Origin of the sequence: Treponema sp. UBA753 (assembly GCF_002297325.1) — a bacterium.
GTDB lineage: Bacteria > Spirochaetota > Spirochaetia > Treponematales > Treponemataceae > Treponema_D.
Map to the genome: position 1 here is coordinate 1 of NZ_DBKJ01000079.1, position 12,623 is coordinate 12,623.

Here is a 12,623-nt window from a genome sequence, read left to right on the forward strand (position 1 = left end):
AACAGATTCCTGACCGAGTTTACTGCGTAAACATCGCAGTGTCGTAGCACGGGAATGACACTTAAATTGCTGTTCTTATCAAAACTCGAAATTAAGGCTAAATAGCTATTTTAGTTGAAGTGGGAAACTCCGTCGCCACTTTCGCAGTCAAAGAACGAAGCCTCGTATCCTACAACTTTCTTGTATTCAGTCTGAACACTTTCAACAAACTGCTCAACTTTATCTTTGTGAACAAGAGCAATTCCGCAGCCACCAAAGCCTGCTCCAGTCATTCTTGCTCCGATGCATCCGTCCTGTTTTTGGGCAGTTTCAGCAAGAGTGTCAAGTTCAATTCCTGTAACTTCATAGTCGTTTTTAAGAGACTCGTGGCTTTCGTTCAGGAGCTTGCCGAGCTTTTCAAGATTTCCGGCTTTTAATGCGCTCACGGCATCTTTTACACGCTGATTTTCATAAACACAATGCTTTGCGCGGCGCACAAGAAGCTCATCTTTTATCAAGTCTTTCGAATTTTCCCACTGCTCTGGAGAAAGCTCGCACAACGCAGAAATTTTAACGCCTCCATCCTGAAGAATCTTTAAAGCTTTTTCGCACTGGCTTCTGCGCTCATTATATTTGCTGTCTGCAAGGCGGCGCTGCTTGTTTGTATTCATGACAACAAACCTGTAGCCTCCAAGTTCAAGCGGAACATATTCATATTCAAGCGTGTTGCAGTCAAGGACAATCGCAGTGTTCTTTTTTCCTGTTGAAATTATAAACTGATCCATAATTCCGCAGTTTACGTTCATAAAATTATGCTCGCTCATCTGGCCAAGCTTAGCAATTTCAACACGGTCGATTCCGAATCCAAAAGTTTCGCTTACGGCATAGGCAAATCCGCATTCAAGGGCAGAAGACGATGAAATTCCGCCGGCAGCAGGAACATTGCTTACCATAAGAATTTCAAATCCGCAGTCAAATTTAAAGCCTTTTTCTTTCATCTGGGAAAGAATTCCGTTCAAGTAGTTTGCATATCCGTTTTCCTTGGCATATTTAAAGTTGTCATTGATGTCAAATTCAAATCTTCCTGGGAATTTCAAATCATTGTAAACAACTTTTGTGTCATTGCGTTTTCTGATGGCAACATAAAGATAGCGGTTTATAGCAGCAGGAAAAACTTTTCCGCCGTTGTAGTCAATATGCTCGCCTATAATGTTGATTCTTGCCGGCGAAGAAAAAATCTTTACAGAATCTTCTGTTCCGCCGTAAACTTTTACAAAGTCGGAAGGAAGCGAATTTGGATTATACAATTCAGCCATTTGAAACCTCGCAATTCAAAAAATTAAAGTGAGTTCTTAAAGATGCCTTTATGATAACAAAGAATTTTTCAGTTAGCAAGTTAAGGAAAAAGGCAAAGGGCAATCAGTTGCGCAAGACAAGCAGCGTTTTTTTTACAATGAAACCGAGGCATAAATGCTTTTATCTCTTGAATTTGCTGAATCTTTTCACTAAAATATCAGTTCACACTGTTTAGTGTGGAAAACTCATATCGGAGGAAAAAATTGGTCAAAATCAGACTAAAGAAGATGGGCACAAAAAAACGCCCTGACTACCGCATTGTCGTCCTTGACGCAGCAAAACCACGTGATGGCGCAACAATCGAAGAAATCGGACAGTACCATCCAATCGCTGCAGAAGGAAGCCAGACTTCTTTCAATGAAGAACGCGCCAAATACTGGATTAGCGTTGGAGCTCAGCCTACAGAAATCGTAAAAAAGATTTTCAGACAGGGCGGATTAGCTGCTGACGGAACAAAAATCACCAAATAAATTACAGGGAGCACAACATGGAAAAAGACCTGATTGAATTTATTGCAAAGTCATTGGTCGATGATCCAAATGCAGTCTCTGTAACGGAAACCGAAGGCGAGCGCGGACCTGTTCTTCAGTTAAGCGTTGCACAAGGTGATATTGGCAAGGTTATTGGCAAATACGGTCGTATTGCAAAAGCTCTGCGTACTGTTTTAAGCGCAACGTCAAATAAAGACGGAAAGCATTACAGCCTGGAAATTCTGGACTGATGGCATCGAATGCGATAACAGAGCGGTTTGTAGTTGGCATTGTCCGCGGTTCCCATGGAATAACGGGCGAATTCAAAGTAGAAAGCACTTCCGGCGAGTACGGGCATTTTGCAAGTATGGAAGAAGTGGCTTTGTCAGACGGAACAGCTGAAAAAACTTTCAAAGTTGAATCAACAAAGGAAGCAGCGTCCACTCTGTACATGAAACTGGCTGGAATAAATTCACCTGAAGAAGCTGCAAAATACAACAGGTGGAAAATCGTAGTTCCGCGCAAGAACGCTCATAAACTGCAGAAAAATGAGTGGTATATCGAGGATTTAAAAGGATGCTCGGTATGGTATAAAAAGGAAACGGCGGACAATACCGCACCGGCAATTGATGAAAATTCAGTTGTTGGAACAGTCACAAACGTAATGGAAGGCGGATCAGGTTATCTCGTTGAGATTTTGCTGTCCGAGGCTTGCAGTTTTTTGGACAATTCGGTTAAGCTGAATAAAAATGGCGGAGCAAGAACAGTCTTTGTTCCATTTAAAGACCAGTTTATTGGCAAAGTCGATATTGAAAATAAAACTATGCAGCTCATGCACCTCTGGATTCTGGAGTAATTCCTATGAAATTTACTGTGCTGACCTTATTTCCTGAAATTCCGCGCGCTTTTTTTACAAGCTCGATCATGGCGAAAGCGGTAGAGAAAGGAATTATTGCCTACGATTTGGTCAATATCAGGGATTTTGCCTTTGATAGACACCACACTTGTGATGACGCTCCCTACGGCGGAGGCGCTGGACAACTTTTGCTACCGGAACCTCTAGGACTGGCATTGGACAGTGTAGAAGCATACAAAAAGACGAAGCATGTTATTTATGTTACGCCAAGCGGAAAACCTTTTACACAGAAAAAAGCCCAGGAACTCAGCCGGAAAGATGAAATTGTCCTGATTTGCGGAAGATATGAAGGTATCGACCAGCGGATTATTGACTCCTACGTTGACGAGGAAATCTCCATAGGGGATTACGTAATGTCCAGCGGAGAAGTTGCCGCTACAGTCATTGTAGACACAGTTTACAGGCTTGTTGACGGCGTAATAACCAGTGAATCTTTGGATGAAGAAAGTTTTTCAGGCAGCCTTTTGGAATATCCCCAGTATACAAGGCCGAATGTATACAAAGGCATGGAGGTACCGGCTGTTTTAAGCAGCGGAAACCATGAAGAAATCCGAAAGTGGCGGCTTTTTAAGAGCCTTCAGAAAACCTTGCGGAACAGGCCTGATCTGATTCAAAAGGCAAGAACTGACGGTACTCTTACAGAAGAAGCAGAAAAAATGATCGGGGCGCTTACGGACTTTGTAACATACAAGAATGACCGCAAGCAAAAAAGCAAGCTGCGTTATGTTCAGTCAAGAACAAAAAACAGCGGCAAATAGGAGATAAAAATGGATCTTATAAAGACTATTGAAGAACAGCAGAAGAAACCTAACGCAGAGTACTTCAGCGTAGGAGACACTGTAAAAGTTCACTTTGAAATTATCGAAGGAAAAACAAAACGTATTCAGATTTATGAAGGTCTTGTTATTTGCTTCAAGAACTCCGGAATTTCAAAGACATTCACAGTTCGCAAGACTAGCTACGGTGTAGGCGTTGAGCGTGTATTCCCTGTAAACAGCCCGCGCATTATCAAGGTTGAAATTGTTCGCCTTGGAAAAGTACGCCGCTCAAAGATTTACTACGTTCGCGACAAGGTTGGAAAAGCTGCAAAAATTAAGGAGCTTCTCGGACCAAAGGCAAACGCAAAACTCGCAGCGGCTAAAGCGGCAAACGCAGCAGAAGACAAAAAAGAAGCTGCAATCAACGCAGAGCACAAGGCAGAAGAAGCCGCAGCATCTGCAGCAGCAAAAGCAAAGAAATAAGATTTTTACAAAATCCTGTATTCTTACAGCTTGATTCAAGGGAAGATACTTTTTGTGTCTTCCCTTTTTTTGTCAATATTTATAAAATTAACAAAATGTCCGCAGCAATAGACAGCGTAAAAAACGCATACATTCAAAGCCATAATATTACGCAGAAAAAACTTGCCACAGGAGACGAAGTTTCTGTAAAAGTTATAAAAAGCCTCGGAAACGGAAACTATGCAATTTTTCTGCAAGGCTCAAAAATCAACGTAAAAAGCAAAATTCCGCTTTCTGAAGGAAGCTCATTCAAAGCCATGCTCGAAATAGAATCAGATTCAAAAATCATTCTAAAAACAATTTATGAGCAAAAAACAGAAGATTTATTCCCGCGCACGCTATTAGATTTTTTAAATTTGGCAGGAATTGAAGCGGATTCCGTTGCTCTAAAAGTTGTCCAGCAGATGATTCAAAGCGGCGTAAAACTTGACAAGTCGATAATCAGAAAAGCAAAATCAGTTTCATCCTTGTTTCCTGGAAAAGAAAAACAAGCGGTGGAAATTTCAGCAATGCTATTGGAAAAAGGAATCGAGCCGGAAGAAAAATTAATAGAAAAGTTTTTGATTTTAACAGAACCAGACAAATGGAAAAATTCCGGCACAAAAGAAAAAAGCAGCTCAAAAAGCAGTGAAAACTTCTTAAAAAAAATCTATCAAGAAATTCCTGAAAACAAAGACGGAATTCTTACGCTGGCAAACCACCTAAAGCTAAAAGAAGGAACTGGAAAGCATTGGATAATACTCCCCTTTTTGTGGCAGCTTGAAAAAGACGAAGCAAAAGGGCTGATAAGAATTTTAATTGATTTTAACAAAAAAATAACAGAAAAAATACAAATAAATTGCGAATTTGAGTGGAAAAAATTTTTTTTTGTGTTATATTTAAATAAGAGCAAGGTTACGGAAGTGCGGTTCTGTACATTACCGTCGCTTTTGACCTCTAACATTCATTCTGAGGAAGAGCGGCTTGGAGAATTGCTTTGTTCCGGCATGAACGGCGATTCTGTGACAGTAACCTATTCCGCCTTGGCTTTTTCTGACAGTCTTTGCACTGACTCAGAAATTTCACTTCCATTTAAGGATTCTGCTGTATGAAAAAACTCAGAGAATTTTTCGCAGTATCCTTAAAATATCCTGAAAATGCAGACGCTCCTTTTATTTCAGCAAAAGAAAGCGGAATTCTTGCAAAAAAGATGATCGAAATCGCACAAGAAAATAACATTCCGGTTGTAGAAAACGACATTGCGGCAAACGTTCTTTCCATGCGACAGATTGGTGAGTGCATTCCAGAAAGTACTTGGGAAACAATTGCAGGAATTTTCGCCTTTATAAAAAACATGGAAAAATCCCAGTGAAAGAATCCAGACGGGCAAAAGGAATAACAGGCGAAGAAAAAGCCAGAGATTTTTTAATCAAAAGCGGATATTCGATTCTTGACAGAAATTTTAGAATTCGGGAAGGCGAAATCGACATAATAGCAGAAAAGCAGAATTTTTTGGTTTTTGTGGAAGTGAAAAGGCTTCCTCTCGGAAATGCTGAAATTCTTGCGCACGAGCTCAATACAATAAAACAAAAAAAGATTATTAAAACTTCTAAATGTTACCTGCAAAAACATCGACAATATAATAACAGATTCATACGCTATGATGTGATAGCAATTGATGTTCCGGGGCTGGATCCGGTTTATCATATTGAAAACGCTTTTTCGGAGTAAATAATGCAGGCTGTAAACAATGCAACGCCAAATTCAGCACTATCTCCCCGCATAAGGGAGCTACAGAAAAAAATTCAGGATGAAAACTATATAAATTCAGCCGTAGACAGAATTGCGCTTATAATGAGCCGCCATATTGTAGAATTTCATATAGAAAAAAAATTGTAATTGAACTATAATCCATTCCATGCGAAGAGACAGACATTCAAGAAGACACAGCGGAAACTGGAAAAACAACAATAATAATAACAGAAGGGATTTTGAAGAGCGGAAAAACTTTCAGCATCCAAAGCCAGTATTTCGTCCTACAATAAAATCTGTGTCGCCAGAGCAAATTCAGCATGATGAAGAAGCTATAAAAAAATTCAAGTCGGCGAATCAGCCTGTATGCACGGTCTGCGGACAAATTATCCGGGACATTTCGACTGCAATAAACAGCAAAGGCGAAGACTCTTTAATTCACTTTGACTGCGCAATTGAGCTTATTTCAAAAAATGAAAAAATTGAAACAGGCGACAAGCTCACATACATCGGGCAAGGCAGATTCGGAATTGTTCATTTTGCAAGTCCAAGCGACACAAAGCACTTTTCAATAAAAAAAATTATTGACTGGGAAGAAAAAGACAAGAAACCTGAATGGCGCAGTGAAATGGCTGATCTTTACAGCAAAATAAAATAATTTTTGAATATATTCAGCTAGAAGCGTTTTTTGCAGTTGAAAGAACTTTCAGAATTCTATATAATATTTTGCGTCGCCGGGATGGTGGAATAGGTAGACACAAGGGACTTAAAATCCCTCGGCAATTTAACCTGCCGTGCCAGTTCGATTCTGGTTCCCGGCAAACAGCAGGCAGCTTGAAAAATTCAGGCTGCTTTTTTTTTCGAGGTTTTAAAATGTTTTCAGACACGCATTTTCACTTTCATTATCTGGTTGAAAATAATTCACAAGAATTCGGAACGGAAATCCTTGAGCAGATGGCAAAAAATAGAATTTATTTTGGGCTGGACATCGGCACAAAATGCTCGGACTTGATTGAACGCGCGCAAATTCTTGAGGATTGCTTGGAAGAAATTCCGGATGTGAATCTGCAAAGCAAACTAAAAAAGTCGATTTTCTTTAGCGCAGGAATTTGGCCTGATCCAGATTCAATAAAAGAACGCAAAGCCTGCATCGAAGAACTTAGGGACAGCATTGAAGACTTCAAGGAAAGCTCAAGCAGTTTTTCTTCCCATCTTGCGGCAATTGGCGAAGGCGGAATCGACCATCACTGGAATCCAAGCGGACCAGACGGACGCAGCGAATCAGACTTTGACAAGGAAATGTTTTTTGGAGAAAAAGAGCTTTTTGAAATGCAGCTGGAACTTGCAAAGGAACTGGATCTTCCGTTTATTGTGCATTCGCGGGAGGGATTTGAAGATACAGTAGATGTGCTCCGTGCGGCAAACTACAACAGAGGAATTATCCACTGCTTTTCTTACGGACTGAATGAAGCAAAAACATTTCTTGACTTGGGCTGGCATCTTGCATTTGGCGGCGCGACCACATACACAAAAAAAGCAAAAATGGATGAACTTATAGAACTTTTGCGCTATGTTCCAAAAGACAGAATTCTTCTTGAAACAGACTCTCCATACCTTGCTCCAGTTCCAATGCGCGGAAGCGAAAACAATCCGCTTTTAATAAAATACACTTACGAATTTATTTCTGAAAAAATAGGGTTAAGCGTAGACAAACTGAATAAAATTGTAGACGACAACTGCAGCGAACTTTTCAGACTGAAAAAATAAAAAACGCCGGAAGAATCACATTGAAACTTTCCGGCATTTTAAAATTGAAAAAAAATTCAGTCCGAATTTCTTCGGGCTGAATTTGCTTTATTTTATAAGAAGATCTGCATAAGCCTTCAGCGCGCCTTCCATTTTTCCTGAAAGAACTGACTTTGCAAGAGTCTTTCCTAGCTGAACGCCTTCCTGATCAAAACTGTTTACATTCCAAAGGAATCCCTGGAACATAACTTTGTTTTCGTAATGAGCCAAAAGCGCGCCGATTGTTTTCGGGCTAACTTGCTTTCCGTAAATCAAGCTGGACGGACGTTCACCGGCAAAGAATTTGTTTGGATTCTCATCATTTTTTCCGCAGGCAAAGGCAACAATCTGAGCTACAACATTCGCGCAAAGTTTTGTCTGGCTTGTGGAATCCTGAATTACAACATCTTTTCCAGTTTGATTTTCTTTAAATGCAATAAACTGAAGCGGAATTATATTTGTTCCCTGATGAAGAAGCTGGTAAAAAGAATGCTGGCCATTTGTGCCAGGCTCTCCGAAAATTACAGGACCTGTTACATAATTTATTTTTTCACCAAAACGATTCACGCTTTTTCCGTTAGACTCCATGTCGAGCTGCTGAAGATGGGCCGGGAATCTTGAAAGAGCCTGAGAGTACGGAAGAACTGCTGTTGAAGGATATTCCTGAACATTTCGCTCATAAACTCCAATCAAAGCATCCATCAATGCAGCATTTTTTCTAACATCTTTTTCTGTCGCAAGCTTATCTTCCTCTGCCGCGCCTTTCAAAAAATCGTCAAAAACACTAGAACCAAACGCAAGGCTCAAAATAGCTCCGCCAACTCCAGAAGAAGAAGAATAGCGTCCGCCGATATAATCGTCCATAAAAAATGCTTCAAGATAATCCGGACTTTTTGCAAGTGGAGAAGTTTCGCTTGTTACAGCAATCATGTGCTTGCTTGAATCAAGACCAGCATTTTTCAAAAAGTCCTTTACAAAAGATTCATTTGTCAAAGTTTCAAGTGTTGTTCCGCTTTTTGAAACAAGAATAAAAATTGTCTTTGAAAGATCTATAGACTGGAGAACAGACGCCGCGTCATCAGGGTCAACATTTGAAATGAAGTGCGCGTCCATTTTAAAATTTCCAGTCTGCTTTGCCCAGTTTTCAAGAGCAAGATAAATTGCACGAGGTCCCAAGTCTGAACCTCCAATACCAATCTGACAAACAGAAGTAAATTCTTCACCCTTCTCGTTTACGATTTTTCCAGAATGAACTTTATCAGCAAAGGCAGCAATTTTTTTCTGTTCATTTATATAAAAATCGCGTTTGTTAACACCGTCGGCAACAACATCTTTTCCGAGCTGTCCGCGAAGAAGCTGATGAAGAACCATCCGTTTTTCACCAGTATTGATTACGTCTCCGTTGTACAACGCTTCGAATTTTTCCAAAAGCTGGCTTTCTTTTACAAGCTCTTCAAAAATTGAAATTATCTTTGAGTTGACTTGCTTTGCAGCATAATTGTAAACAAGTCCGTCTGCCATAGGAATTGAATATTCAGCGACACGCTTTGCAGCATCTGCCCCTGAAAGCTCTTTTGCAACTGAAACACAGCCTTTTAAAGCCTGAAGTTTTTTAAAGCTTTCCAATGTGTCTAAGTTATTCCATGCAATATTTGACATGATGATAGCCTCTTAAAAAATGGTTTGAGCCTAAGTATATCAAAAAAAAAAATTATATGCTAGAATAATTAAAAATCAATTCACAATGAACAATTATCAGTTCTGGAGAATTAAGTTAAAAATGAATTTTTTCAATATAAAAAAAGTATTTTCCATTACAGCAATCTTTTTAGTTTCAGCTTTAAAAATAACTTCACAAGATGCGAACGGATTTCTTCCTGACGAAATTTTTTTAAGAACAATGACACAGTCTTACTGCAAATATTTTGATTTTACAATTGTAGATGGAAGAATTTACGCAAAGAAACCAAGCGAAAAAAAATGGAAACTTTTTCTAAAAACCGGACTGCCCTACTCGAAAATTGAGACAACAGGGCTTGACGAATTTCCGATTCCAGAGCGAGTTACAGAAATTTCCGCAGACGGAGACAGCCTTTATGTTTTTGACAACAACGGAATTCTTTATACAGTTTTTTTAGACAAAAGCGCACCTGAATCTCCTTTTGTGTGGAAAAGAGCATTTGGATTTCCAAAAGGAGAAAACGGATTTTTAAAACAGGACGAATTTACAAAAAATAAAAGAGCATGGTCGATGGGCTGCCGCAGAAAAGATGTTTTGTACCACACAGATATTTACGGAAATGAACATCACTACGGAACAATGGGACTTGAAACAATTTATTTTTTAACAGAAGACGGATTGCATATAAGATTTACAGACAGCGGACTTCCAGCTGATTTTAGCCGGCAGTTTCAAGTTCCGCAAAACGGAAGATTTATTTCAGAAAGCTTAAGCGCATCCGCAGATACAATTTTTTTAATCGGCGCAAAAGGAACAATGTACACAAGGCTTGTGGATTTTGACACAATGGGTTGCGATCCAATGTGGTTTCAGTACACATACGATAAACTTGAACAAAAGAAAAAAGGCAAAAATTATTTTTCAAACTATTCGCCATGGGCATTGCCAGCCGAAGACTGGTTTGAACAGCCCAAAATCCAAACAGAAGGAAAAGGCAGAATTTCAAAAATAATAAGCATTGCGCAAAACGGCCAAGGAAACGGAGCTAGAATTTTAAGAGTTGCAGGAACAGATAAAAACGGCAACACAGGTTTTTATGAAAAAAGCATTTTCGATTCAGAATGGAAATTTGTTGAAAAAGAAATTTTTTTAGAAGAAAGTGATTTTCTGGATTCGTCAAAAAGTGAACTTGGAGAAGAAGCAGAATTTTCATATACAGGAAATCTTATAATAAATGAATCAACAAAAGAAAATTTTAAATGCGCTTTAAAAGGCGTTTCATTGATGAGCGAAGATAAATGTTTTTTTGAAATCACTGATGGAGAGCAAACATTTTCATGCACACTTTTTCCTTTAGAAAAGTGGACTTATCCAAAAAGAAAAAATCCTGGGTTCGATGGAACGCCAAGAAACTATTTCATAACAGCAGAGTTCAATGAATCTGAGCTTGAAAATTATTCAGGAGAATTCAAAAAAATAATAGATGACATTTTTAAAAATAAAAACCACAGTCTTTTCGCATTCACTGGAGAAGGCACAAAAGAATATTTTGAAATCGGCATAAATATAAAAAGACCAAAGCTGCTTAAAAAGCCATTTTCATCAAAACCTTCAAAATACATTTTTATGATGACAAGGCAAGGAATTGAAGATATTCCCAAAATTTCAGAATTTGCATTGCCGCTTTTAAAGGATTTCAAAAATGAAAACTTGTTGCTTGAACAAGGCAGAACATATTCTATACAAGAAAGAAGCTTTGTCCAAAACAGAATAAATGAAAACAAAAAATACAGAGAACTTTTAAACTCTGACCTAGAGCAATTTGAAGAACTGAAAAAAACTGCGCGGCACACCAGATGGGGATATTCGGCGTTGGATTTTATAACAACAATAACTTTTTTGAATAAAATAAATTTTCCTAAAATAAAACAACTTTCAACTTACGGAGCAGATTTGCTTGCGACAAATTTTTCTTCATTTGAAGAGCTTGTTCAATATAGAAATTTTGTTTATAGAAAAGTCATAGAACTGATTGATCTTAGAATTGAAAACTATGAAAAAATAATTCAAGATTTTGATAACAATGAAGTTTTCAGCACGTTAAATTCAAATCTAAGAAATTCTTTTTCAGAATATTTTGATGAAGTTTCGCTCCCAAAAAAAATGGAAATGAAACTAAACGAAAACAATATTGCAATCGAACAATTTAACGACGTTTCGTATTTGCCAGCATATTATTTAAAAACAAAAAACGGAACAATTGTGACTATAGTTTTAAAAAATAGCGCGAAAAAAATTTTAGAATTCTTAGAAACTAAAAAAAGCTTTGAAGCTTCACCATTAATTCTTAATGCTGAATTCATTTCCGCTGAGATTTCAGAAGTTGATTTTAAGGAAAACAAAGCATTCAAAAAAATTGCTGATAAAAAAGGAACTATTGAATGGGATGGGAAAACCTTCAAGGTTCTAGCAGGAAAAAGAATTTTATTTGAAGAAACGTTGTAAAAAAATATCTTGACATAAAATGTATATTTATTCATACTTATGTATATTCCGAGGTATATTTTGAAAGACAGGCTTTTGAGACTAAAGACAATCCGAAAATTAATTAAAAACAACAGAATAGAAAGCCAAGATGAACTTTTAAATCATTTGCAGAATGAAGGTTTTGAAGTTACACAGGCAACACTTTCCAGAGATTTAAAGCTTATGAAAGTCGGAAAAATAAGCGATGGTCATAATGGATATGTCTATACAATTCCAGAAGATGAAATTGAAAAAGAAAGCGAGCAAATTTACATTCGGGATTTCTTGCGCGGATATGTAAGTATTGAAGCCAGCGGAAATATAATTGTAATAAAAACTTTTGGCGGACACGGAGATAGCGTTGCAAATGCGCTTGATGCAATGAACCTCAATGAAATAATCGGAACTATAGCAGGAGAAAACTGTATTTTCGCTTGCCTTAGGGAAGGCATTCAGGCAAAAAACTTCCTTGAAAAACTAAAAGAAAAAATTCCAGAACTTGAAGTTTAAAAAAGCTCGACATAAGTTTTTCCAGTGCCTCCATCTTCCGGTCTTGCAAAATAAAATTCTTTTACAGAAGGACAATGGTTTAAACAGTCAGCTACAGCCTGCTGCAATATTCCATTTCCCTTTCCATGTATAACTGAGAATTTTTTAAAGCTGCTAATCATGCATAAATCAAGTTGATGTTCAAGAGCCTTTATAGCTTCTTCCGCTCTCATTCCTAAAAGCCTAAGTTCAAACTTTGGAACTTCATTATTTTCTTCAGTTTTAGAATCACGCTCAATCACAACGAAAACACTTCTATCAACAATTTTGTTTTCCAAAGGAACAATTTGGCTCTGCGGAAAATTCATTTTCATAGAACCAAACTGAACTTGCCAAATTTCATTTTTAAT

Annotated in this window: 16 protein-coding genes and 1 tRNA gene; 14 read left to right on the forward strand and 3 right to left on the reverse strand. The window is 38.0% G+C overall.

Annotated elements, in window-relative coordinates; all coding sequences use genetic code 11:
• Positions 1 to 110 precede the first annotated feature (110 nt).
• The gene (locus B4C08_RS06850; protein WP_296664129.1) at positions 111 to 1,295 is read right to left on the reverse strand and encodes a galactokinase; all 1,185 of its coding nucleotides are present in this window, start codon (positions 1,293 to 1,295) and stop codon (positions 111 to 113) included.
• Between the two features lie 243 nt (positions 1,296 to 1,538).
• On the opposite strand from B4C08_RS06850, the gene rpsP reads away from it, so the two are divergent.
• The 12 genes from rpsP to B4C08_RS06910 all read left to right on the forward strand — a co-directional run bounded on the left by rpsP (position 1,539) and on the right by B4C08_RS06910 (position 7,499).
• Positions 1,539 to 1,805: a 30S ribosomal protein S16 gene (gene rpsP / locus B4C08_RS06855; RefSeq protein WP_013701207.1), complete on the forward strand. Its 267-nt coding sequence runs from the start codon at positions 1,539 to 1,541 to the stop codon at positions 1,803 to 1,805.
• Positions 1,806 to 1,822: 17 nt separating this feature from the next.
• Positions 1,823 to 2,056, forward strand: a complete 234-nt coding sequence (locus tag B4C08_RS06860; protein WP_013701206.1) for a KH domain-containing protein — start codon at positions 1,823 to 1,825, stop codon at positions 2,054 to 2,056.
• The gene (rimM, locus tag B4C08_RS06865) at positions 2,056 to 2,661 is read left to right on the forward strand and encodes a ribosome maturation factor RimM (RefSeq protein WP_296091040.1); all 606 of its coding nucleotides are present in this window, start codon (positions 2,056 to 2,058) and stop codon (positions 2,659 to 2,661) included. Before B4C08_RS06860 ends, rimM begins: the two co-directional genes overlap by 1 nt.
• A 5-nt stretch (positions 2,662 to 2,666) precedes the next feature.
• On the forward strand, positions 2,667 to 3,479 hold the full coding sequence (trmD, locus tag B4C08_RS06870) for a tRNA (guanosine(37)-N1)-methyltransferase TrmD (RefSeq protein WP_296664130.1): 813 nt from the start codon (positions 2,667 to 2,669) through the stop codon (positions 3,477 to 3,479).
• A 9-nt stretch (positions 3,480 to 3,488) separates the two neighbouring features.
• Positions 3,489 to 3,962, forward strand: coding sequence for a 50S ribosomal protein L19 (gene rplS, locus B4C08_RS06875; protein ID WP_294014909.1), 474 nt, complete (start codon positions 3,489 to 3,491; stop codon positions 3,960 to 3,962).
• A 95-nt stretch (positions 3,963 to 4,057) separates the two neighbouring features.
• Complete coding sequence (locus B4C08_RS06880; protein WP_296664131.1) at positions 4,058 to 5,092, forward strand: hypothetical protein; 1,035 nt, start codon at positions 4,058 to 4,060, stop codon at positions 5,090 to 5,092.
• Positions 5,089 to 5,352 (forward strand): EscU/YscU/HrcU family type III secretion system export apparatus switch protein, encoded by a 264-nt coding sequence (locus B4C08_RS06885; protein WP_296091048.1) that lies wholly within the window; start codon positions 5,089 to 5,091, stop codon positions 5,350 to 5,352. Before B4C08_RS06880 ends, B4C08_RS06885 begins: the two co-directional genes overlap by 4 nt.
• Entirely contained in the window at positions 5,349 to 5,711 is a 363-nt protein-coding gene (locus B4C08_RS06890; RefSeq protein ID WP_296091050.1) for a YraN family protein, read from the forward strand. Before B4C08_RS06885 ends, B4C08_RS06890 begins: the two co-directional genes overlap by 4 nt.
• A 3-nt stretch (positions 5,712 to 5,714) precedes the next feature.
• Positions 5,715 to 5,879, forward strand: a complete 165-nt coding sequence (locus tag B4C08_RS06895; protein ID WP_013701199.1) for a hypothetical protein — start codon at positions 5,715 to 5,717, stop codon at positions 5,877 to 5,879.
• Positions 5,880 to 5,898: 19 nt separating this feature from the next.
• Entirely contained in the window at positions 5,899 to 6,390 is a 492-nt protein-coding gene (locus tag B4C08_RS06900) for a hypothetical protein (RefSeq protein ID WP_296664132.1), read from the forward strand.
• A 75-nt stretch (positions 6,391 to 6,465) separates the two neighbouring features.
• Positions 6,466 to 6,553: transfer RNA gene (locus B4C08_RS06905), tRNA-Leu, on the forward strand.
• 52 nt (positions 6,554 to 6,605) lie between these two features.
• Positions 6,606 to 7,499 (forward strand): TatD family hydrolase, encoded by an 894-nt coding sequence (locus B4C08_RS06910; RefSeq protein ID WP_296664133.1) that lies wholly within the window; start codon positions 6,606 to 6,608, stop codon positions 7,497 to 7,499.
• A gap of 87 nt (positions 7,500 to 7,586) precedes the next feature.
• Here the strand turns inward: B4C08_RS06910 and B4C08_RS06915 are convergent, their stop codons facing one another.
• Positions 7,587 to 9,176, reverse strand: a complete 1,590-nt coding sequence (locus B4C08_RS06915; RefSeq protein ID WP_296664134.1) for a glucose-6-phosphate isomerase — start codon at positions 9,174 to 9,176, stop codon at positions 7,587 to 7,589.
• Between the two features lie 121 nt (positions 9,177 to 9,297).
• Here B4C08_RS06915 and B4C08_RS06920 point away from each other — a divergent pair, with 121 nt between their 5' ends.
• Positions 9,298 to 11,703: a hypothetical protein gene (locus B4C08_RS06920; RefSeq protein WP_296664135.1), complete on the forward strand. Its 2,406-nt coding sequence runs from the start codon at positions 9,298 to 9,300 to the stop codon at positions 11,701 to 11,703.
• Positions 11,704 to 11,763: 60 nt separating this feature from the next.
• Positions 11,764 to 12,234: an arginine repressor gene (locus B4C08_RS06925; protein WP_295796983.1), complete on the forward strand. Its 471-nt coding sequence runs from the start codon at positions 11,764 to 11,766 to the stop codon at positions 12,232 to 12,234.
• Here the strand turns inward: B4C08_RS06925 and B4C08_RS06930 are convergent.
• A partial coding sequence (locus B4C08_RS06930) for a Smr/MutS family protein (protein WP_296664136.1) occupies positions 12,231 to 12,623 on the reverse strand: 393 nt, incomplete at its 5' end. The genes B4C08_RS06925 and B4C08_RS06930 overlap by 4 nt on opposite strands.